This window comes from Ensifer sp. MJa1 (genome assembly GCF_037026475.1).
Lineage (GTDB): Bacteria > Pseudomonadota > Alphaproteobacteria > Rhizobiales > Rhizobiaceae > Ensifer.
This window is the reverse complement of sequence record NZ_JAKUMO010000003.1, coordinates 172,915-194,242: the sequence shown is the minus strand read 5'-3', so window position 1 is coordinate 194,242 and position 21,328 is coordinate 172,915. Positions and strand designations below refer to the sequence as shown.

Below are 21,328 nucleotides of genomic sequence, written 5' to 3'. Positions count from 1 at the left end.
ACTAACATGCAAAAACAAGATGTTAGAGCGAATGCATGATTCTACGTCGGAGCGAAGCCCCAACGCAGGCCGGAACAGTGCAGCGGCGATGTGCGCTGTTACACTGACAGTCAGGTGCCGCAGAAGGTTCGCTGGACCACTTCTTCCGGCACTGGCGGCGTCTGGTAGGCGGCAAACTGCGGCTGGTCCTCATAGGGCTTCGCGGTGACGTCGACGAGCGCCTCAAACAGTGAGAAGTCGGCGTCCTCGGTCGCGGCCACGATCGCCTGTTCGATCCGGTGGTTGCGCGGAATATAGGCAGGGTTGACCGCCTTCATGGCCGCTCGGCGCTCGTCAGGCGTAGTCGTTTCGCGGGAAAGCCGTTGCCGCCAGTCGTTTAGCCAGGACGCAGTCGAAAGAGGCGAAGCGAACAAGGCGCTGAATGCAACATCTGCCTCTGGGGCACCTGCACAGTCGCACAGTCTTCGGAAGGTGAGGGTAAAGTCGGCTTCTCCCTGGTGCATGGCGCTCAGCAGCGACTGTACGAGGTCGAGGTCGCCTTCTTCGCTGGATTGCAGGCCGATCTTGCGGCGCATGCCGTCGAGCCAATGGCGCTGGAAGATTGCTCCGTACTCGCCGAGCGCGTCGTTGGCCATTTCGACGGCCGTGGCCTCGTCCTCGTCGAAGAGCGGAACCAGCGTCTCGGCCAGGCGTGCAAGGTTCCACTGGCCGATCGCGGGCTGGCTGGCGTAGGCATAGCGGCCAAACTGGTCGATCGAGGAGAACACCTTCTTCGGGTCGTAGGCATCCATGAAGGCGCAGGGACCGAAGTCGATCGTCTCGCCCGACACCGTCATGTTGTCGGTGTTCATGACGCCATGGATGAAACCGACGTGGAGCCAGCGGGCGATCAGCTCCGCCTGCTGTGCCGTCACCGCCTTGAAGAAGGCGAGATAGGGACGGGCATCTCCCTTGATGTCCGGGTAGTGCCGGTCGATCGCATAGTCCGCAAGCACCTTCACCGAAGCCGTGTCGCCGCGCGCGGCGTAGAACTGGAAGGTGCCGACGCGGATGTGGCTTCCGGCAACGCGTGTGACGATGGCGCCGGGCAGGATCTGTTCGCGATAGACCGGCTGACCGGTGACGACGGCGGCCAGCGCCCGTGTCGTCGGGATGCCGAGCGCATACATCGCCTCGCTGACGATGTATTCGCGCAGCACTGGCCCAAGGGCGGCGCGCCCGTCGCCACGGCGCGAGAACGGCGTCTGGCCTGGTCCCTTCAACTGGATGTCGCGTCGCGTTCCGTTGCGATCGATCACTTCACCAAGCAGGATGGCCCGCCCATCGCCAAGCTGCGGCACGAAGGTGCCGAACTGATGGCCGGCATAGGCCATCGCCAGCGGTTCGGCACCGGCAGGCAGGCGGTTTCCGGAAAAGACCTCAGCGCCTTCACGTTCAAGCGCGGCAACATCGAGGCCGAGCTCTTCCGCCAGTGGCTTGTTGAGCTTGATCATCCAAGGCTCGGCGACAGGTGTCGGCTCGACGCGGGCGAAGAACTGCTGCGGCAGCCGCGCATAGCTGTTGTCGAAAGTGAAAGTGTCGCCGTCTTTTGCGGGCGAGGGGGGCAGGTAATTCATGATCGAGCGGTCAACGGCCTCTGCCGGGATTGTCCGGCTGCCGTCCTTTCGGCTCAAGTCTACACGAGCACTGTTGCTTTCGCGAGGGTGGCGACACGCCGGCGCCCTCCCGCGATGACTCGCGGGAGGGCCGGGAGGGCGAGGCCCCGCGCCTCAGGCGCTCAGCGCCGTCGGTGGAAGGCAGGCCTCGCAGATTGCCGCGATGTGGCGATGATCGGTGCCGCAGCAGCCACCGAGGATGCGCAATCGTGGCAAATGCGCTGTCAGGTTTCTGTAGCGCCGGCCGAAATCGACGGGATCGCCGTCATCGAGCGTTTCGCTGTCGTCGAGTTCGGCATGGCTCATTGCCGAAGCATTGGCTCTTATCCCGGCGATCCGTTGCGCCCAGTCGCTGCGGCCGTCGAGGCTCGCCTCGAAGTGGCTCGGATGGGCGCAATTGATCATGTAGTAGTGCGGCGAGCCGCCGGTCGCGGCATCGACCGTCTCGATCGCTGTCTGGATCGTGCGACCGTCCGGCAGCCGGCCATCGGTTTCCACGGTGAAGGAAATGGCACATGGCATGCCATGGCTCTGTGCCGCCCGCGCGATGCCGATCGCCTCATCGATGCTGGTCAGCGTGTAGGCGCTCACCATATCCGCCTCGGTGCCGGCAAAGGCCGAAACCTGCGGCGAGTGATAGTCCTCCGCTTCGTCCGCGGACATGCGGCCAAGCCGATAGCCGTCGCCGCGAGGGCCAATCGCTCCGCTGAGCACGATCGGCGCCTGTGGCCGCTCGTATTCCGCGCGCAGTTCCGTGAGCATGTAGATGGCGTTCTGGTTCGTTTCGGCCAGCGCTTTTGCATCATAGCCGAGCTTGGCACCCCAATCGGCGCTGGCACGCCAGGTGGGCGTGTCGAGCACGAAGCCGGTGCCGTGCTGCTGTGCGATTGCGAGATAGCGCGCGTAGTAGCTGAGCAAGCGCCGTCGCCCGTCAGCCGTCGAGAGCAATACAAAAGCTGCGAAATGCGGGAGCGCTACGCCCTCGTGAAAGATCAGCGTCGTCTCCATGCCGCCGTCGCTAAGGAAGAGCCCACCCTTGAGAAGCGGTAGGCTGCGTCGGTATTTAGCCATGTCGGTCTCCAACCGGTTCAGTCTTGCTGATGGCGTTCGGGGGCCCTCCAATCCCGCAGAACAGGTAAATTACTGCCTTTTTATCATCTTCTAAACTAGGCGACTTAAGGTATACTACTGCTAATATAGCGCTATACTGCTGTAAAATCAGTAACTTACCGTTTGCGTTCAGTCATGGCGTCGCGCGCCGATCACCGTGTTGTTGCTGGAAACCGTACCAATGGTAGGGAAGCGGCTAATGCGAAAGGGTGAGGAAACACGAGGTAGAATCCTCGACGCTGCCGAAGCGGCTGTTCTGGCCAAGGGTTTCGGTGCGACCTCGATCGATGAACTGATCGCCGAGACTGGCATTACCAAGAGCGGTTTCTTCTACCACTTCCGCGACAAGAACGAACTCGCCCGGGCGCTGCTCGAGCGTTACATCGAGAACGACGAGCGTATCTATGACGAGATTTTCGGCCGCGCCCGTCAACTGGCGGATGATCCGCTGCAGGCCTTCCTGCTCGGGCTGAAGTTGCTCTCCGAGGTTCTGGCTGATCTGCCAAACGGACACCCTGGTTGTCTGGTGGCGGTGATGTGCACCCAGGAACGTGCCTTCGACCGCGACATCCAGGAGATCAACCGGCAGGCGGCGCTGATGTGGCGCCGGCGCTTCGGCGCGATGTTTCAGGAAATCATGCGCGTCTACCGGCCGCGCGAACCATTGGACGTCGACCAGCTTGCCGACATGGTTTCGACGGTCCTTGAAGGCGGCATCATTCTGTCCAAGGCGCTGAAGCAGCCGCACAGCTTGCCGCAGCAACTCCTGGTGCTGAGGTCCTTCGTGCGGCTGTTGTTCCAGCCGGCGACCGCCTAGGACGAGCCAGGAAAGGTGCGGAGCGGTTTTCCGTCCGCATGTGCGTCATGGCAAGGCTCAATCGTCCATATCGAGCGCCAAGGCTGCGAGCTTGCGCACCGTGTTGAGGTTGCGGGCGGTGCCAGGCTTGGCCGCCGGCAGCCTGAATTTCGAACGGCCGGAGCCATCAGGAAAATGGATGTAGATCTCGCACCCGGCCACGAGCACCTCCTCCCCGTCGGGGGCGACGAGTTTTTGGAGCGCATCTTCGGGGGCCGGCTCGTTCAGGAACACCACATGCAGCAGGTTGGGCTTGGCATCGGGAAAGGGCGCACGGTCGGCGATCGCCTGAAGCTCGGCGCCGGTCCGGATCATCACGCCCGGCGCCTTTCCGAGTTTTGCGCGCAGGGCTTCGTCCAGAGTTGCCGCCGCCTCGGCCGCCGGCAGATCCGACCGGAACAGCACGTTGCCGCTCTGGATGTAGGTCTTGACGTCGGCAAAGCCGAGCCCCTCGCAGATCGCCTTCAGATCAGCCATCGCGAGCGACGCCGTGCCGCCCACATTGACGGCACGCAAGAGGGCGACGTGGACCGCCATGGCGATAACCCTTAGTTACATCTTGCCGGCGACCTTGATCGCGAAAGCGTATTCGAAGGCGATTTCCTCGAGCCGCTGGAAGCGCCCCGACGCTCCGCCATGGCCGGCGTCCATGTTGGTCTTCATCAGGATCGGTTCGCTGCCCGTGGTCTTTTCGCGCAGCCGAGCTACCCATTTCGCCGGTTCCCAATAGGTGACGCGCGGGTCGGTCAATCCGCCGAGCGCCAGGATCGCCGGATAGGGCTTTGCGTCCACATTGTCGTAGGGCGAGTAGCCGGCGATGATGTCGTAGAACTCGCGGCTCTCGATCGGGTTGCCCCATTCCGGCCATTCCGGCGGGGTGAGCGGCAGGGTGTCGTCGAGCATGGTGTTGAGCACATCGACGAAGGGCACGGCTGCGATGATGCCGGCAAATTTCTCCGGCGCCATGTTGGCGATCGCGCCCATGAGCATGCCGCCGGCCGAGCCGCCTTCGGCAACGATGTTCGCGTAGGACGTGAACTTCTGTTGATTCAGATAGTCAGCGGCAGCGATGAAATCCTTGAAGGTATTGGTCTTCCTGGCCATCTTGCCGTCTTCGTACCAGGCAAAGCCGCGGTCCTTGCCGCCGCGGATATGGGCGATGGCGTAGACGAAGCCGCGGTCTGCCAGCGACAGGCAATTGGTGTTGAAGCCGGCCGGAATGGTGATGCCGTAGGCGCCATAGCCATAGAGCAGGCAGGGCGCCGAGCCATCGAGCGGCGTGTCCTTGCGATAAAGCAGCGTCACAGGCACTTCAATGCCATCCCACGAGGGGGCGAAGACGCGGCGGGTGACGTAATCATCCGGATTGTGGCCGGAGGGTACTTCCTGGGTCTTCAGAAGCGTGCGCTCGCGCGTTGCCATGTCGTAGTCGAACAGCTGCGACGGCGTCGTCATCGACGAATAGGAGAAGCGGATGACGTCGGTGTCGTATTCGGCAGCACCGGAAAGGCCGAGCGAATAGGCCTCTTCGGCAAAGGCGATCGCGTGCTCCTCGCCGGTCTTCCTGTCGCGGATGACGATCTCCGGCAGTCCCTCGCGCCGCTGCAGCCAGACGAGGTGGCGGGCATAGGCCATGTGGCTGAGGATCAGCGTGCCCGGCTTGTGCGGCACCACCTGGCGCCAGTTTTCCTTGGCCGGCGCGTCAACCGGCGCCTCGACGATCTTGAAGTCCTTGGCGCCGTCGGCATTGGTCAGGATGTAGAAGACGTCGCCGCCTTCCGTCATCGAGTATTCGAGCCCGGTCACGCGCTCGGCAACCAGCTTCGGTTCCGCGGTCAGGTCCTTGGTCGACAGCAGCCGGTATTCGCTCGTCTCGTGGTCGTGGATGTCGATATAAATGAAGTCGTCGAGCAGCGAGCCGCCGACCGACATGAAGAAGCCCGGATCCTCTTCCTCGTAAACCAGCCGGTCGTCCGCCTGGGCGGTGCCGAGCACGTGATGGAAGATCTTCGACGGGCGGTGGTTGTCGTCGAGCACGGTGTAGAAGAAGCTCTTGCCGTCCGGCGCCCAGGCGCCGCCGCCGCCGGTGTTTTCGATCACATCAGCGAGGTCTTGGCCGGTGGCGAGATCGCGCACCCTCAGCGTGAAGTACTCCGATCCCTTGTCGTCATAGCCCCAGATGCCGAGGCCATGGTCGCTCGAATGGTCGAGGCCGGCGAGGCGGAAATAGGCCTTGCCTTCCGCTTCCTTGTCGCCGTCGAGCAGCAGTTGCCGGATCGCCTCGTCCTTGTGGTCGCCGTCGCGGGGGATACGGAAATAGCGCGGCTGCTCGCCGCCGGTGACATAGGCGCTGCCATAGGCGAAGGGACCGTCCTTGACCGGCACCGAGCTGTCGTCTTCCTTGATCCGGCCGCGCATCTCGGCAAACAGCGCCTTTTGCAGCGCTTTCGTGTCGTCCATCGCCGCGTTCATATAGGCGTTTTCAGCTTCCAGATGCTGGCGGATGTTGGGGTCTAGGATCGAGGGATCCCGGAACATGGCCTGCCAATTGTCCGCGCGCAGCCAGGCATAGTCGTCGGTGCGGGTGATGCCGTGGCGCGTGTCGGTCACCGGCTTTTTCGCGGCGACGGGAGCTTTGGGGAGGTTGCTGAATACGGACAAGATGCGTCTCCGGGATCGATACGGCGGGAGACAATGAGATAGAGAGCCTGACGAATGCGATCAAGCGCAAAGGCGCCGCCCGCCCGCCGGTTCTCCGGTGGGCGGGCGGTTGTCCCTTCGCTTGTGGTGGGGAGAGGTATCGTGCGTCTACGACTTTTCCCCGGCCTTTCGCCGGTATTCGTCAACCGGCAGTCCGCCGACGCCCCAGTCCTCGAGCGCGACTTCATCGATGACGACGAAAGTGGAGGCGGGGGCCTTGTTGAGCACGGTCTGAAGCAGGTCCGTGACGCCCTTGATCAGGGCTTTCTTCTGTTCGGCGGTTGCACCCTCGCGGGTGATCTTGATGTTTACATAGGGCACAGGCGTCTCCTTGTTGCGCTGTTGTGATGTCATGGGGATAGACCTTGGCAATGATCTACCAGCGTCCTTTCAGTGTCTGCACGGCGTGTTCGATGAAAGCGCGAACCTTGGGCGTTTCCGCCTGGCGGTCGGCGAAGCAGGCATAAAAGTCGAACGGCTCGTGGTCGGTGCTGGCCACCCCTTGCTGCGGAAGTCCGCCGAAGAGAGGCACCAGCAGCCCCCGCTCGACCAACGGTGCTGCGATGAAGGCGCCAAGCCGGGCAATGCCGGCGCCGGCGATCGCCATTTCGGCGAGCGTGTCGATGTCGTTGCTGACGATCGTCGCCTTCAGTTCCGGCTCGAAGCGCAGGCCGTCACGGGTGAAGGCCCAGCGAAAGATGCGGCCGTGACCGGCATAACGATAGACCAGGCAATCGTGGTGGATCAGGTCTTCCGGCCGATCTGGCCGACCGCGCCGCTCCAGATAGGATGGGGCGGCACAGATGATCATCGGCACCGAGGCGAGTTTGCGTGCAATCAATCCCTGTTCCAGCTGCAGTCCGAAACGAACGCTGATGTCGATCCCTTCGCCGATATGGTCGATTTCCCGATCGGTGACGACGAGTTCAATCGAGACATCTGGGTACTTCGCCGCGAAGGACGGCACCAGCGGTGCCACGACATGGCGGCCGAAGGCGACGGACGAGGCGATCTTCAGCGGCCCGCGCGGCTCGGCGCTGAGCGCCGAAACGGCCGCGGCGGCAAGCTCCAACTCGTGTACAACGCCGCGCACTCGCTCGTAATAGATGCGGCCGCTTTCGGTTAGCCCGAGCTGGCGCGTGGTGCGGCTGAGGAGCCGGCTGCCAAGCGTTCGCTCCAGGCGAGCAATGTTCTGGCTGGCGGATGCTGCCGTGATGCCGAGCTTCCGCGCCGCGGCGGCAATGCTCCCCTCTTCGACGCTTCTTACAAAACTCTCGATGCCACGAAGCGTGTCCATAATCTTTTCCATCGAATGGCGAAATGTATTCGATAGTTTTGCCTGTTTCTGAACAAGGTTGCAATGGCCTACTTCGGCGAGACGCGATCCGTATAGTGCGCTCCGGAAACGAGGGAATGACCCCTCGGAAACAGTCTGGGAGCTTCTGATGGAAGACACCTTATCCTCACCACGGATCGCCCGCAGCCGCAAGCTGCCGTCACGCGCCGCACCTGTCGCCTTCGCATTCTTCATGTCGGCGATCATGGCGTTCCTGATGTCCTGCGTCATCGTCGGCGCCAATACGGGGCTCGATTCCGGATACCCGGCCCGCGTCTGCAGAGCCTATGTTTTGGCCATGCCTGTCGCCTTTGTCTGCGTCCTGTTTGTGCGTCCTTTCGTGGCCAAGCTCGTCGGCGCCGTTTGCCGACTGCCCGCATAAGAAAGCCCGTCCTCGAAGACGGGGACGGGATCCGTTCGGCGTTGGTCGTGCTAGCGACGCCTGCCGACACATTCAGTTGCAATTCAGCCTTGTGGTCGCATTCTCATCCGGCGCCGCCGATAATCGGCGGCACAAACCAGGGGAGTCACGACGCTTTGTCAGGGGCACCGCGTGGCGGCGTTGCTCTGGTCGAGCCTGGTGCCGTTGATGGTCAGCACCGACCCCGGGGACTGGGTGATCGTTCCGGGTGACCAGCCGTCGTCGAGCACGCAATCCTTCGGCGTATTGGTGACGCTGACATTGCCCTTGATGTCTTCGGACGGGCCGGAGAAGTAGAGCGCCGCGCGACCGGCCTTGTCGACGGTCATGTTGCTGAGCGTGATGTTGCTTACCGGACCGCCGAGAAACTCGTAGTCGCTGCCATAGATGTAGGCACCATAGGTGCCCGCATTGGTGACGGTGACGTCAGCTAGCGAAATGCCCGAGACCGGATTGAAGAAGATGCCGGCATTGCGCGTGCCGTCGACTTTCAATCCTCTCACTTCGACATTGGTGGTCTTCACGTCGAGGTTCGGGCTGGAGACGAACATCAGGCCGTTGATGCCGCCGGAGAGTCGCATGTCGTTGATTGCGACATTGGATGTCCCCTGCAGCACCACGAGATCCATGTCGCGATCCTGATTGGAGTTGTCGACCGTTACGCGATCGAGCTTGACGTCCTTGCCTGCAACGAGCAGCACGCCTTCGCGGCGCGAGTTGCTGATCGTTACATTGTCGAGCGTGACGTTCTCGGTGCCGGTGGTGAGCTCATAGTCGGTCCGGCCGACCTTCTTGAACTCGCCGCCCGCAAAGACACCGTAGGTGACCTTGTCGATGACAGTGTCGCGCACCGTGACGTTGCGGCTGCCGACCGAGCTGACGGCGGCGTAGGGCGCCCTGTTCGGGTTGTAGATCGAGAACTCGCAGGTCGTGTTGTTCTCGCAGATGTAGAGGTCGTGAATGCGGCTGTCCTGAACCACCGCGCCATCGACCCGCGTGAAGCGAATACCGTCATGGCTGGTGGCGGCAATGTCGACGTTGTCGACGGTCACATCAGTCGCGTCGGTTGCCGAAATGCCGGCGAGGCCGCCGCGCACCGAAAGCTGCGAGATGGTGCTGCCGGACGCCATCGTGATCACATCCTGAGCAGGATTGTAGCCGGTGATCGTCGTTGGGGCGCCTTGATTGACGAATGTCGCGGTTGCGCCGCTGCGTGCACCGCGCACGGCAATCGCGCCGCCACCACCAAGAAGCGTTTGGCCACTCTCAAGGGTCAGCGTCCGGTCGAGGCCGAGATCACCATCGACGAGGATCAACCCGTTGGTTCCCGCCGAGCCTATCAGCGTGTTGATGGCGGCGGCATTTCCGGAAGCCGACGAGACGGAGACGACCCGACCGGCCGTAAGGCCGCTGTCGGCGAATTGCGCCGCCTCGATGTCACCGGTCGCGCCGGCATGGGTACGGATCCCGCTTGCCCGTTCGACGCGCTGGGTCATCGGGTCGAACGCACGGCGGGTCGCGCCGGGCGCGCCGAACGGAATGCGCAACCGCGCCATGACCGCGCCCTTCAGTCTGTCCTCGTTGTCATAAGTGCCGGTGACGCCGAGCGAAACAGTGGAACCTTCGGAAAGGCCGGGCAGGTCGGCAAAGGTCAGTTCCGCGCGCAGTTTGGCACCGAACATGTCGTCGAGATTACGGCCGCCATACCAGTAGCTGCCGCCGAAGACCTTAAGCTGGACCTTGGAGCTGTCCTCGAACACGGGCAGCCGGCCGCCGATTTCAGCATCGAGGCCCCGGCGGGCGCGTTCCTTGCCTTCCTGAAAGACGAGCACATGGTCGCGCACATAGGCGGCATTGAATGCGCTCAGTGATTTGGCCCCGGTCAGGGGGAGGTAGACGTTGCTGCGCATCTCGAGATCGCCACTCCGTGCCTCGAGGCCGAAGGACAGCTGGCTGAAGGAGTTGCCGTAGTTGCTGTTCAGATAGTCGTAATAGCCATAGGCACCGATGACCCATTGATCATTGGCGCGGAAGCGGTAGCCGGCACCGACCGAGCCTTGCCGCACGGAATCATTGGCAACCGTTCCGCGAGTGTCGACAAAAATCGCATTGCCGGAATCGAGGGCGAACGGCAGAAAGAAACCGCCGCTCGCGCCCGAGCCGCCGCTGAAGAAACCACCTTCGATCTCGGCCTGCGGGCGGAAATCGACGGCCATGGCAGGGCTCGAAATCAAGGTGCTGCTTGCCAGGGCAGCCATAAAAATATTCTTGTTTTTCATATCATTAACTCCGCATATATACGGCCCTTGGCGCGGCCGCCTGGGCATGCGGTTAAGATATGTGAGTAAAATACTCAAGTTTATTGAATGATGATCTGGCGACTATCCACCGGCGTGTTGACGCAGGGGCTGGGAAGATGATCATCTGCAACTTTAGGAATATTTGGCGCACCGCCGGGAAGCGCCCGCCGGAGGGGCGGGCGCCCGCTTTGGTAGATCAATGGCTCAGCCCTTGAGGGCGGCCAGATTGTCCTTGGCATAGGTCTCGACGCTGCGCGGCGCATAACCCGTCAGCGTCTTCACGTCGCCGGTCGGTTGGGCGACCCAGCCCTCGCGCACCGGATAGAAGATCGAGGCGAGGAAGCGCGCATAGTCCGCCGGCACGCCGGCACCCGTCAGAATGCCGATGAAGGTTTCGTCATCGACCGGCGCATAGGCGATCGGTTTTCCCGTGACGCGCGACAGGATCGCGGCAGCCTCGTCGTAGCTGAGCGCCTCCGGGCCGGTCAGATTGAAAGCGCGTCCGTTGAACGCATTGCTCGTCAGGGCGACCGCTGCACATTCGGCGATGTCGCGGGCGTCTATGAAACTGGTCTTGCCCTCCGCAGCCGGCACAGCAATTGCCCCGTGACGGATGCCCTCGATCCAGTAGCTGTGGAAGTTGTCGCAGAACCAGTTCGGTCGCAGGATGACAAAGGGTGCGCCGGTTTTTTCGAGCAGCAGTTCGACCTGGCGATAGGGAATGCTGTCGTCCGCATCGACGCCGATGACGGTCATCAGCACGATCTTGACGCCGCGCGCGGCCGCCGCGGTGATGATCGGGCTCAGAAGCGCGACCGGATCAAGATGCCCCCCTGGCGCCAGCACGAAGAGGCGGTCGACGCCATCAAGCGCAGGGCCATAAGTCGAAGCGTCCAGGTAGTCGAAGGCAACAGCCTCAGCACCTTCGATCGACGTCGCCTTGCGCGTTGCGGCCTTTACCGCTTCACCAGCCGCAACGAGAGCGCGAACCACCTTGCTGCCGATGGTTCCGTTTGCCGCGAGAACCAGAATTTTGCCCGACATCATCTTTCTCCATGGTTTCTAAATGAAACTATATTGCTGATGGAAACTAGATATAAGCGCGGAAAAATGCTGTAAAGGAGGCAGTTTTCGGTGACATGGTTTCCGTCCGGAAACCGCCGATCGGAGCGTCTGATGGAATACGACGTCTATGTTCAAGCCTGCCCGACCCGTTTGGTACTGGATCGGCTTGCCGACAAATGGGCCGTTCTCGTGCTCGGCAAGCTCGATGAAAAGCCGGTGCGCTTCAATCAGTTGAGGCGGGAAATCGACGGGATTTCACAAAAGGTTCTGTCGCAGATCCTGAAGAAACTCGAGCGCGACGGTCTCGTCAGCCGCAGCGTGTTCGCCACCGTTCCGGTGACCGTCGAATACGCGATCACGCCGCTTGGCCGCACGCTGACGTCGACCGTCGCCGCCTTGACGCGGTGGGCCGAGGACAACATCGAGGCGGTGCTGGAAGCCCAGCAAAAATACGACCGCAGCGCCTGAGGCGACCGCGGCCTGGGAGAGAACGTTCAGGCGACGAGCTTGAGGCCGATACCCCAGGGGTCGACGAGTGTGTGGGCGTCGCCGCTACGCTTAACCGGGATTTCCAGCGCGTCGAGCTTGGCGACTGCCGCGGCCAGTTCCAACGGCTCCCTGAACTGGATCGTATAGTCGGAAAGACCGGTCATCTGGTCTTCACGTTTCGGAGCGTTGCGCGAGTTCCAGATGTTGGCGGCCACGTGGTGGTGGTACTTGCCAGAGCCGAAGAAGCTCGCGCCCGGATAGCGGGCCATCAGCCCAAGACCCAACACATCGCGGAAGAAGGCGTCAGCCTCGGGAATGTTGGAAACCTGCAGGTGGATATGACCGATGGCGGTGCCATCAGCCATGCCGCCCCAGGCATCCTTCGGCGCCTCGTCATAGAGTGCCTGCAGGTTGAGCGGCAGCGTATCCATGCCAACGGTACCGTCGGGCTGGAACGTCCATTCGGTGCGGGGCCGGTCGCGATAGACTTCGATGCCGTTGCCTTCGGGGTCGGCAAGGTAGATCGCCTCGCTGACGAGGTGGTCAGAAGCGCCCTGCAGCCGGACATCGTTATGCGCAGCGTGAGCCAGCCAGCGGCCGAGCTCCTCGCGATTGGGCACCAGGAAGGCGTTGTGAAACAGGCCCGGCGCGTTGCGTGGCGCCCGTGCAGCGTTGCCCTTGGTCGTCAATGTCAGCAGCGGTCGTCCGCCGACACCAAGCGTTTCGCCATTCGCGCCCGTCTCAAGCGGCTTCAGCCCCATGATCTTCTGGTACCAGGCGGAAACAACTGGCAGATCCTGCACGACCAGATGCGCGTGGTCGACATGGGCCGGCATCGCGAGCGCGTGGTCGGTCGGGATGTCGGGCGTCGGGTGCGACGTCATATACTGCCTCCTTGGACTTCGGGACCGCCGCCGGTTGGCGGGGCAGTTTCGTTGAAACTGATTGTGGGAATATGGGCCGGCCGGCTCGTTCACGGAAGTCCATCGATCGCTTGATGTTGTGTTCGATGAGCGTTGACAGTGGTGCCCGACGCCCTACCTCATTTTATCTGAGGACATGCGAACGCGGCGCAGCCGATTTGATTTCAATCAAAGCCCAAAGCGCGGCGGGGGCGCAATCTCCAGATGAGGGATTGGCCTGTCGCATCTCGGCGCCGGCGGTCCATGTGGGCAACAGAAGGAGTACAGCATGTACAAGAAGATCATCGTCCCGATTGCCATGGATCAACTTGAGCACGGCGAGTCCGTTTTGGGCATTGCCGAGAAGCTGATCGACGAAGGGGGCGAGATTGTCCTGCTTAACGTCGTCGAGGATCTGAACGCCTATGCGCAGGGCTACATGATCGTCGACTTCCCGCTGGAGATGGTCGAGGAGTCTCGCAAACAGGCCCAGAAAACGCTCGATGCGCTGAAGATCAAGCACGGCATCAACGGCCGCGTCGAAATCCGCACAGGTGGCGCCGCCGGCACCATCAACGCCTTCGCCAAGGAAGAGAATGCCGATCTGGTGATCATCGCATCGCATGCCCCGGGGCTTATCGATTACTTCATCGGATCGACCGCCAGCCGGGTCGTCAGCCATTGCCCCTGCGCCGTTCTCGTCGACCGGTGAGCTGCCAACAATAAGAGCGGGTCGCGGCGCAGCTGTCGCGCCGCCACCGCCAAGGAGTGTTCAGATGGACAAGTTTGCGCTTGACGACTTTCGCGATCGCCTGACGCACCGCAAGGAGGAATTGCAGGGGCGACTGGTCAAGATCGAGCACGATCTCGATGAGCCGATGAACGCCGACGTGCCCGACCGCGTGACCGAGCGGGAAGGCGACGAGGTTCTGGAAGGGCTCGGCCTCGCCGGCCAGGAAGAGATCCGCGCTATCGACGCTGCCCTTGACCGCATGGCTGCCGGAACCTTCGGCACCTGCGTACGCTGCGGCTTGCCGATTTCGTCAGCGCGCCTTCAGGCCGTTCCGCATGCGCCACTCTGCCAGGATTGCGCCGCAGAGGTCTCCCGCGGCGGACGATGACCCGCGGACTGCCCGCGCCCGTCTGAGTTAGCGGCGGCGGACGCGGTCGTCATTCAGGTCCAGTTTCAACCGCGGCAACAACCGCCCGGGGATAGCGGTCGAGGCGACGACTCCGTCATCGACGGCGCCGATGCGGCGATAGAACGCGGCGGCGCCGGGATCCGCATCGATCGTCATGACCGTGGCGCCGCGGCTCAGCGCCGCCTCGACGCACCAGCCGAAGAGCCTCCGGCCGACCCCGGCCGCCCGTGCGTCCGGATCGATGAAAAGCTTGTCGAGTTCGGCCACATCGCCGCTCGCGTGGACCTGCGCCACGCCGAGGATGCGATTGCCATCGACGGCGATCTGCAGATCAGATTCCGCCCAGTCTTCAGCCGTCAACGTCAATGCGGGCCGGCAGGCCTCCAGGAACGCGGCATCATAACCCCACACCGCCTTCGATCGCAGGCAGAGCGCGGTGAGCGCGGCGGCCTGGTTCGGCAGGGGCGTGCGCAAGGTTGCCATGACTTTCCTCCGCGGCCGGCTTCTTTCTTGAGGGGCATGTGGTTGTCGCCGGCCGTGCAAACAAGCGCTCGCTACGATTTATAGTGGTGGCACGCGATTGTAGTAATGCGTTGCAAAATTTGATGCTTTTGCCGCTCCGGGCCGGCTTTGCCGCGATACCGCTCTATGGCAGGATAGTTGCAATGAAAGAAGCGCGGGCCTGTTGAGCGCGTGCAATGGACAATGTCCGGGAGAGGAATTGCGTGGAGTTCGGCGGGGTCAAATGGAACTATGATCGCTCGGAGCTGATCGCCGACGGCATCGTGCACGGCATCGGTCTTGCCGCAGCACTCGTCGGCGTCACTGCGCTGATCTTCTATGCGACGCTGTGGAGCACCTCGGGCCAGCTTGCGGCCGCCGCCATCTACGGCGCCGGGCTGCTCGCGACCTTGTCGATTTCCTTCCTCTACAATCTCTATCCGGTGTCGCGAACCAAATGGTTCCTGCGCCGCTTCGACCATTCGTCCATTTTCGTTCTGATTGCGGCGACGTATACGCCGTTCCTGCAGCGCGGGTTGGACGATCCGTTTCTGTTCGTGATGTTGATCGCCATCTGGGCGATCGCCGCGCTTGGGGTCACGATCAAATGTCTCTTCCCAGGCCGCTTCGACCGGCTGGCGATCCTGCTCTACCTCGCCATGGGGTGGAGCGGCGTGCTGGTCGTCGGGCCGCTTCTTTCGACGCTGTCGACCACGACACTGGTGCTGATCCTGATCGGGGGCGTCATCTACTCGGCCGGCGTGATCTTCCATGTCTGGGAAAAATTGCGCTTCCAGAACGCGATTTGGCACGGCTTCGTCGTGACCGGAGCTGCGGTTCACTATTCGGCGGTGTTGACCTGCTTCAGCGCCGCGGCGGCCGCCTGAGCCACCCGTTCCTGGTCAATTCGGGGCTTCGCCAGCTGCAGCGGCAACAGGCGCCTGCTGACAGCCTTCGGATGGCCGAAGTGCCTCTGCCATGCGCGAGATCACGCCGTCGAAACTGGTAAGACGGCTCTTGCGGTACTGCAGGCGGAAATAGGCGGCGCTGCCGTCGCAAAGGGCGATCGCCCGCGTGTAGAAGACTTCCTCGCCGCGCGAACCGGAGAAGCTTGCCCATGCGGCTGTCACCCGCGAATAGACGATCCGCCAATCGCCCTCCCGCTCGGTGCCGATGCGGTCGTTGACGTCGGTCTCGAAGTCGCCGTCCATAAGGGTGCTGCCGAAAACAGAGAGGGTCGCGCCATTGTCGTTGGCGTGGAAACTTGCGCCGTCACCATTGTCGCCCTGGCTCTGCAGTTCGAACCCCGGAGGGATGTCAAGCACGTAACCGAAACGGGCATTGGCATAGGGTGCCCAGTCCTCGGCGGCTGCCGCCGAAAGGGCAGAGGGGAGCAGAAATGCGAGTGCAGTCAGGATGCGCAGCATGCAGACCTCCTCTCGGCTTGCTCGACCCTTGTTTTTAGTAGCCTAGCCAAGGACACGGGGCCTGTTCCTAGTGGAACAGCATGCCCCATGCCACTCCTTCCGTGCGTCAGTGTCAATCCTCGGTAGACCTCATAGCGTGGCCATCTGTCGTTGCCACGATTACATATGGGAACCGGCAGTCGAGTGTACAAACGACGCCATTCGCCGCAGGAGTTCGGCGCAGCTTGGCCCTAGGCAATCTCGCGGCGGATCACGGCCGGACCGGCGCCCCGCCGGCGCTTGCTGTCGTTGTAGAAGGCGACGAACTCCGCCGCGGGCAAGGCCTTGGAGAACAGCCACCCCTGGCCATATTGAACGCCGCGCTCCAAAAGGTAATCCGCCTGTTCCTGCCGCTCGATGCCTTCGGCGACGATATAGAGGTCGAGCGATTTGGCGATGTCGATGATGTGCGGCGTGATCGAACTGGTGGCTGAATCGGTGCCAACCGTGTCAATGAAGGACTTGTCGATCTTCAGCGCATCGAGCGGCAGTTCCTGCAGATATTGCAGGCTCGAATAGCCGGTGCCGAAATCGTCGATTGCCACGGAGTGGCCGCGGCGGCGTGCCTCCTCGATCGTCGCCCGCGCTGATTTCACGTCCATGAAGCCGCGCTCCGTCGCTTCCAGCCAGATCTGCTCGGCCAAGACCCCTGTATTTTCGAGAGCCATCTGAATGACCGGGAGGATGCGGCCGGACTTGATGTCGTCGGCTGCAAGGTTGACGGCAATATGCAGCGATCGATCGGCGGCAAGAACTGCTTTCATCTCGGCGATTACCGCACGGATGACTTGGTCGGTGATCTCCTCGATCAGGCCGTTTTCCTCTGCAAGCGGAATGAAAAGATCAGGCCGGACGAGTTGCCCGTCGGGGCGCCGCCAGCGCACCAGCGCTTCCGCACCGACGCAGATACCCGTCTTCAGTTCGATCAGCGGCTGATAGTGCACGATGAATTCGCTGCGCTGAACGGCGATCGAAAGCTCGCCAAGCGGCGAAAGCCGCCGCCGCGACAACCACACCACGAGACCGACCATCAGGGCGGCGACGAGGGCGCCGACCGGCAAAAGCAGCAGGCGCTCGCGATCCATGTCCTTGAGCATGGCAATATTGGGCGCACTCGCAACCGCGATCCAGTTTGTTCCGCGGGCGGTTGCGAACAGATCACCGGCATCGCTGCCGGTTTTGAGAAGCTCGGCGAGCTGCGCCGTGAGCGAGGCGTCAGGGTCGTTCAAGGTGCTGATCACGACACCATTCTTCGTGGCGACCGCCAGGCGGGTGCCCGGCTCGGCGATCACATCAACAAAGCGGGCCGGATTGGTCAGCGCGGTGTAGGACCGATACCGAAAGGCGGTCATCGCGGTGCCGATGCTGATCGTGGGATACATCCGCGGGATCACTTCGATGCCGTTGCTGGCGGTAAAGTCTGCGGGCGAAGAACGGGTGAGGCGGCGGGGCGGATAACCCCAGGAGGTGCATCTGAGCAGCCCGTTCTCGAAGTAGCCGATATCTTCGATGGAGGTCGTGTTGACGACAAGCGCACGCATCGCCGAGATATGTGCCGCCATGCACGGAGGCGTGTCGAAGCGCTCGGCGGCCTTCAGCGCGCGGGTCGCTTCCTCAAGGGCCGCATCTGCCCGCATGATGGTGTAATCGGCAAGGCGCGCCAGTCGCGCCTGCTCGCTGCGCACCGCGATCGACCAGGAAAGATAATAGGCTGCCAGCATCGGCAGGATGGCGCCGAGCGCGGCCAGGATACTTGCGATGACCACAATGCGAGATCGTTTCAAGCGGGCCTCGCCTCTTTCAGATATGGCTTTGTCGCTTCAACACTGCTTGCTGCAGAAGGACTGTCAGGTGGCGGTGGCCGGCGACGTCATCCGCGCAAGATCTATGATCGATTGCCGGGTTCCGTCATTGTCGGCTGGGTAGGATCTTGAATTGAGGAAGTCTGAATGTACAACTACCACGTCCTGCCGCGCCGTTTCCACAACGTTCGATCCATTCGCTGGCGCCGACTGAATATTTTGCTAACAGCATTCCCATTGTCGCCGGCCGCCACCGCACTTGGCGGGCTCATCTAACCGGGAAAAGCTTGGCGTTTCCTGCCGTCTTCGACGATTTGATGGCACATAACGCCGATTTTATCTGGATAAGGCTTGAGGCGCCATGGCCCTTCTTCTATGTCGGGTGTTCGCTTGATTGTACGGTGAAAAACAAAGGAGCAGCCGGCACGATGGATGTTGCGGCCCTAACATTACTGGCTCTCGCACTCCCCTTCGTTGCGGCACTGCTCGCACCGGTTCTGACGCGACTTCTCGGACATAACGCGGCCTGGGTTCTGGCGCTTTTTCCAGCCGCCATCGTACTGCACTTCACCCGCTTCTGGCCGGAAGTCGCCGCGGGCGAAGTGGTTACCGGCGGTTATGCCTGGATCCCGTCGTTCAATGTCAGCTTTTCCTGGCTGATCGATGGTCTGTCCTTGACGTTTGTCCTTTTGATCGCCGGGATAGGCACGTTGATCGTGCTTTACTCCGGCGGTTACTTGAAAGGGCATCCGCAGCAGGGACGCTTCTTCTCCTTCATCCTGATGTTCATGGGCTCGATGCTTGGGCTCGTCGTATCCGACAGCTTCCTGATGCTCTTCGTCTTCTGGGAGTTGACGTCGATCACGTCGTTCCTCTTGATCGGCTTCGACCATTCGCGCGAAGCCGCGCGACGCGCAGCACTCCAGGCGCTCGTCGTCACCGGAGGAGGGGGGCTGTTCCTGCTTGCCGCGCTGTTGATCCTCTGGAATGTCAGCGGCATCACTCAGCTTTCGCTGCTTACCGCCTTCGGTCCGGAGTTGCGCGAAGGCCCGTTCTACCTTGCCGCACTGATCCTCGTTCTTGGCGGCGCCTTCACCAAGTCGGCGCAGTTTCCGTTCCATTTCTGGCTGCCGAACGCGATGGAAGCGCCGACGCCGGTCTCGGCCTACCTGCACTCGGCGACCATGGTGAAGGCGGGTGTCTACCTCTTGATGCGGCTCAACCCCGTGCTCGGTGGTACGCCCGAATGGCAGATCCTGCTGCCTCTGTTCGGCGGCATCACTTTGATCATCGGCGCCGTGCTAGCCTGCCGCCAGACCGACCTGAAACTGATGCTCGCCTATACGACGACAGCTTCATTGGGCATGCTCGTCATGCTCACGGGTCTCGGTTTTCCGCACGCCATCGAAGCGGCAGTTCTGTACCTCGTCGCGCACTCGCTGTTTAAAGGCGCGTTGTTCATGGTCGTCGGAATTATCGACCACGAGACCAACGCACGTGACGTGACCCAACTGGGCGGCCTGCGAACGGCGATGCCGTTCACCTTTGTTATCGCGCTTGCTGCCGCCCTTTCGATGGGAGGGCTGCCGCCCTTCTTCGGGTTTCTTGCGAAGGAGGAGATCTATTATGCGCTGTCGGGCTTCGACCTGCGGTCAATGATCTTTGCCGCGCTTGCCATTCTGGGCAACGCGCTGATGTTTGCTGTTGCCTTTGCCGTTGCCCTGAAGCCATTTGTCGGCCCAAGGATCGAGACGCCCCAGACGCCGCATGACGCGCCAATTCTGCTGTGGCTCGGTCCGGCATTGTTGTCGGTCAAGGGGCTGACGGCTGCCTTTCTGGCGGGACTGACGCATGAACTGGTGTCGACACCGATGGCGTCGGCGATTGCTGGTGCGCCGCGAACGGTGACCATTTCGATCATCCCGGATATCGGCTTGCCATTGGCGCTGTCGCTCGCGACGGTTGCACTTGGTGCCCTATTCTATCTTAACCTTGACCGCCTGCGGGCATTCGTCTCCTCGATCCTTGTCGATATCGGCTGGGGCCCGGATCGCGGCTTTGATCAGTTCATCCGCGGCCTTATCCGTTTCTCGGTTGCGCTGACGCGCCGGCTGCAATCCGGTCGCCTCGATGTCTATATGACCGCGACATTCGTACTGATTGCCGTAGTGCTTCTTGGCGTGCCGCTTTCCTATGGAGAGTTGCCCCGTGCTCCGTTCTTTGCAGGCGACGTTCCCCTGCATGAACTGGCTGTCATGGCCATCGCCGTTATCGGCCTGGGCGCGGTCCTGCTCGCTGCCGACCGGCTCACTGCCATCGTCTCGCTCGGCATTCAGGGTTTTGCCGTTGCCGTCATTTTCCTGCTTTACGGTGCCCCGGATCTCGCCTTCACTCAGTTTATGATCGAAACCTTGTCGGTGGTGGTGCTTGCGCTGGTGATGACGCGGCTCCGGCTTTCGCACTCAGACCACCGACCACTCGGCCAAAAAATCCCTGATGTCACCATCGCGCTCGCCTGCGGCCTCGGCTTTGGATTGATGCTGCTCAAGGTAACAGGGGTTCCCTTCGATGCGACGCTGACGGAGTTCTTCAATCTCTATTCGAAATCCATTGCCCATGGCGCCAATGTCGTGAACGTCATCATCGTCGACTTCCGCGGTACGGACACTCTGGGTGAAATCGCCGTGGTGATGGTCACCGGCCTTGCCATCCTGTCGCTCGTGCGCCTCAGAGCCGGTTCGCTCCGGCGTATCGCCGACAACGATCCGGACGTAGAGGAGCGCGCATGAGGTCGGTGATTTTCCGGGCCGTCGCACCGTTTCTGACGAGCCTGATGGTGGTGTTTTCCATATTCGTCTTGCTGCGCGGCCACAATGAACCCGGAGGCGGGTTTATCGGCGGATTGATCGCGGTTTCGGCACTTGCCATCTACGGCATCGCCTGCGGTGTCGAGACGGTACGCCACGCCATCTATTTCCACCCCATGGCGATTGCCGGTACTGGATTGCTCGCATCGACCGTTGCAGGTCTGATCTCGATCGCCGCCCGCGTTCCCTTCATGACCGGCCTGTGGATCTACCCATCGGTGTTTGGCCTAGAGATACCGCTGTCGACGGTGATGTTGTTTGACTGCGGCGTCTATCTGGTGGTCGTCGGCGCCATCAGCTCCATCGCGCTTTCGCTCGAAGAGCGGGGAGGCGAATGATGGAAGCCTGGTTTTCGCTGCTCGTCGGCATCTTCTTCACCGTCGCCGTCTACCTGCTGTTGTCGAAGTCGATCATCCGCGTGCTGCTCGGTGTCGCCATCCTCGGCAATGCGGTCAACCTGCTGATCTTCACCGGCGGGCGGTTGACCCGCGGCGTGCCACCGGTCATTCCGGCCGGCGAAGATGCGCTCACCGGTCCGGCGGCCAATGCCTTGCCGCAGGCCCTGATTTTGACGGCGATCGTCATCTCTTTCTCCTTCTTTGCCTTCCTGCTGGTTCTTGCCTGGCGGGCCTATGAGGAGCTTCAGACCGACAACACCGACGAGATGCGCGTCGCCGAGCCGAAGGACGATCCGGCTCCGCCGCTTGGATATTGAC

21 protein-coding genes are annotated in these 21,328 nt (G+C 61.9%); 9 read left to right on the top strand and 12 right to left on the bottom strand.

All coding sequences use genetic code 11. The features are described from left to right. Nucleotides 1-110: 110 nt before the first annotated feature. Complete coding sequence (locus tag MKZ91_RS06040) at nucleotides 111-1,616, bottom strand: protein adenylyltransferase SelO (RefSeq protein WP_336169399.1); 1,506 nt, start codon at nucleotides 1,614-1,616, stop codon at nucleotides 111-113. Between the two features lie 153 nt (nucleotides 1,617-1,769). Beyond that, nucleotides 1,770-2,726, bottom strand: a complete 957-nt coding sequence (locus MKZ91_RS06035; protein ID WP_336169022.1) for a homocysteine S-methyltransferase family protein — start codon at nucleotides 2,724-2,726, stop codon at nucleotides 1,770-1,772. Nucleotides 2,727-2,964: 238 nt separating this feature from the next. On the opposite strand from MKZ91_RS06035, the gene MKZ91_RS06030 reads away from it, so the two are divergent. After that, complete coding sequence (locus MKZ91_RS06030) at nucleotides 2,965-3,582, top strand: TetR/AcrR family transcriptional regulator (RefSeq protein WP_336169021.1); 618 nt, start codon at nucleotides 2,965-2,967, stop codon at nucleotides 3,580-3,582. A 57-nt stretch (nucleotides 3,583-3,639) separates the two neighbouring features. Here the strand turns inward: MKZ91_RS06030 and MKZ91_RS06025 are convergent, their stop codons facing one another. From MKZ91_RS06025 to MKZ91_RS06010, 4 genes are all read right to left on the bottom strand, one after another. Continuing rightward, nucleotides 3,640-4,158, bottom strand: coding sequence for a DUF1697 domain-containing protein (locus MKZ91_RS06025; protein WP_336169019.1), 519 nt, complete (start codon nucleotides 4,156-4,158; stop codon nucleotides 3,640-3,642). A gap of 15 nt (nucleotides 4,159-4,173) precedes the next feature. After that, on the bottom strand, nucleotides 4,174-6,282 hold the full coding sequence (locus MKZ91_RS06020; protein ID WP_336169017.1) for a S9 family peptidase: 2,109 nt from the start codon (nucleotides 6,280-6,282) through the stop codon (nucleotides 4,174-4,176). Between the two features lie 147 nt (nucleotides 6,283-6,429). Beyond that, nucleotides 6,430-6,642, bottom strand: coding sequence for a tautomerase family protein (locus MKZ91_RS06015; protein ID WP_336169397.1), 213 nt, complete (start codon nucleotides 6,640-6,642; stop codon nucleotides 6,430-6,432). Nucleotides 6,643-6,697: 55 nt separating this feature from the next. Then, nucleotides 6,698-7,618: a LysR family transcriptional regulator gene (locus tag MKZ91_RS06010; RefSeq protein WP_336169015.1), complete on the bottom strand. Its 921-nt coding sequence runs from the start codon at nucleotides 7,616-7,618 to the stop codon at nucleotides 6,698-6,700. Between the two features lie 148 nt (nucleotides 7,619-7,766). Between MKZ91_RS06010 and MKZ91_RS06005 the strand changes: the two genes are divergently transcribed. Next, complete coding sequence (locus MKZ91_RS06005) at nucleotides 7,767-8,039, top strand: DUF2798 domain-containing protein (RefSeq protein ID WP_336169014.1); 273 nt, start codon at nucleotides 7,767-7,769, stop codon at nucleotides 8,037-8,039. 158 nt (nucleotides 8,040-8,197) lie between these two features. On the opposite strand, the gene MKZ91_RS06000 is transcribed toward MKZ91_RS06005, so the two are convergent. Continuing rightward, nucleotides 8,198-10,357, bottom strand: coding sequence for an inverse autotransporter beta domain-containing protein (locus MKZ91_RS06000; RefSeq protein WP_336169012.1), 2,160 nt, complete (start codon nucleotides 10,355-10,357; stop codon nucleotides 8,198-8,200). A 225-nt stretch (nucleotides 10,358-10,582) separates the two neighbouring features. Next, nucleotides 10,583-11,422, bottom strand: coding sequence for an SDR family oxidoreductase (locus MKZ91_RS05995; protein WP_336169010.1), 840 nt, complete (start codon nucleotides 11,420-11,422; stop codon nucleotides 10,583-10,585). A 132-nt stretch (nucleotides 11,423-11,554) separates the two neighbouring features. Between MKZ91_RS05995 and MKZ91_RS05990 the strand changes: the two genes are divergently transcribed. Then, nucleotides 11,555-11,911 carry a winged helix-turn-helix transcriptional regulator gene (locus MKZ91_RS05990; RefSeq protein WP_336169008.1) on the top strand — a complete coding sequence of 119 codons (357 nt, stop codon included), beginning with the start codon at nucleotides 11,555-11,557 and terminating at the stop codon, nucleotides 11,909-11,911. Nucleotides 11,912-11,937: 26 nt separating this feature from the next. Here MKZ91_RS05990 and MKZ91_RS05985 read toward each other — a convergent pair whose 3' ends face one another. Then, complete coding sequence (locus MKZ91_RS05985) at nucleotides 11,938-12,816, bottom strand: VOC family protein (RefSeq protein ID WP_336169006.1); 879 nt, start codon at nucleotides 12,814-12,816, stop codon at nucleotides 11,938-11,940. 307 nt (nucleotides 12,817-13,123) lie between these two features. Between MKZ91_RS05985 and MKZ91_RS05980 the strand changes: the two genes are divergently transcribed. Beyond that, the gene (locus tag MKZ91_RS05980) at nucleotides 13,124-13,546 is read left to right on the top strand and encodes a universal stress protein (protein ID WP_336169005.1); all 423 of its coding nucleotides are present in this window, start codon (nucleotides 13,124-13,126) and stop codon (nucleotides 13,544-13,546) included. Between the two features lie 64 nt (nucleotides 13,547-13,610). Beyond that, complete coding sequence (locus MKZ91_RS05975) at nucleotides 13,611-13,955, top strand: TraR/DksA family transcriptional regulator (protein WP_336169003.1); 345 nt, start codon at nucleotides 13,611-13,613, stop codon at nucleotides 13,953-13,955. Nucleotides 13,956-13,982: 27 nt separating this feature from the next. On the opposite strand, the gene MKZ91_RS05970 is transcribed toward MKZ91_RS05975, so the two are convergent. Continuing rightward, nucleotides 13,983-14,459: a GNAT family N-acetyltransferase gene (locus MKZ91_RS05970; RefSeq protein WP_336169000.1), complete on the bottom strand. Its 477-nt coding sequence runs from the start codon at nucleotides 14,457-14,459 to the stop codon at nucleotides 13,983-13,985. A 242-nt stretch (nucleotides 14,460-14,701) separates the two neighbouring features. Here MKZ91_RS05970 and trhA point away from each other — a divergent pair, with 242 nt between their 5' ends. Next, nucleotides 14,702-15,364 carry a PAQR family membrane homeostasis protein TrhA gene (gene trhA / locus MKZ91_RS05965; protein WP_336168999.1) on the top strand — a complete coding sequence of 221 codons (663 nt, stop codon included), beginning with the start codon at nucleotides 14,702-14,704 and terminating at the stop codon, nucleotides 15,362-15,364. Between the two features lie 15 nt (nucleotides 15,365-15,379). On the opposite strand, the gene MKZ91_RS05960 is transcribed toward trhA, so the two are convergent. Both MKZ91_RS05960 and MKZ91_RS05955 read right to left on the bottom strand, forming a co-directional pair. Beyond that, the gene (locus MKZ91_RS05960; protein WP_336168996.1) at nucleotides 15,380-15,904 is read right to left on the bottom strand and encodes a hypothetical protein; all 525 of its coding nucleotides are present in this window, start codon (nucleotides 15,902-15,904) and stop codon (nucleotides 15,380-15,382) included. 230 nt (nucleotides 15,905-16,134) lie between these two features. Next, the gene (locus MKZ91_RS05955) at nucleotides 16,135-17,727 is read right to left on the bottom strand and encodes an EAL domain-containing protein (RefSeq protein WP_336168994.1); all 1,593 of its coding nucleotides are present in this window, start codon (nucleotides 17,725-17,727) and stop codon (nucleotides 16,135-16,137) included. A 446-nt stretch (nucleotides 17,728-18,173) separates the two neighbouring features. On the opposite strand from MKZ91_RS05955, the gene MKZ91_RS05950 reads away from it, so the two are divergent. Genes MKZ91_RS05950 through MKZ91_RS05940 form a run of 3 tightly spaced genes read left to right on the top strand, consistent with a single transcriptional unit; the run spans nucleotide 18,174 to nucleotide 21,327 of the window. Beyond that, nucleotides 18,174-20,534: a putative monovalent cation/H+ antiporter subunit A gene (locus MKZ91_RS05950; RefSeq protein ID WP_336168993.1), complete on the top strand. Its 2,361-nt coding sequence runs from the start codon at nucleotides 18,174-18,176 to the stop codon at nucleotides 20,532-20,534. Next, nucleotides 20,531-20,950, top strand: coding sequence for a Na(+)/H(+) antiporter subunit B (locus tag MKZ91_RS05945; RefSeq protein WP_336168992.1), 420 nt, complete (start codon nucleotides 20,531-20,533; stop codon nucleotides 20,948-20,950). The genes MKZ91_RS05950 and MKZ91_RS05945 overlap by 4 nt, the downstream gene beginning before the upstream one ends. Beyond that, nucleotides 20,950-21,327, top strand: a complete 378-nt coding sequence (locus tag MKZ91_RS05940) for a Na+/H+ antiporter subunit C (protein WP_336168991.1) — start codon at nucleotides 20,950-20,952, stop codon at nucleotides 21,325-21,327. Before MKZ91_RS05945 ends, MKZ91_RS05940 begins: the two co-directional genes overlap by 1 nt. Nucleotide 21,328 lies beyond the last annotated feature (1 nt).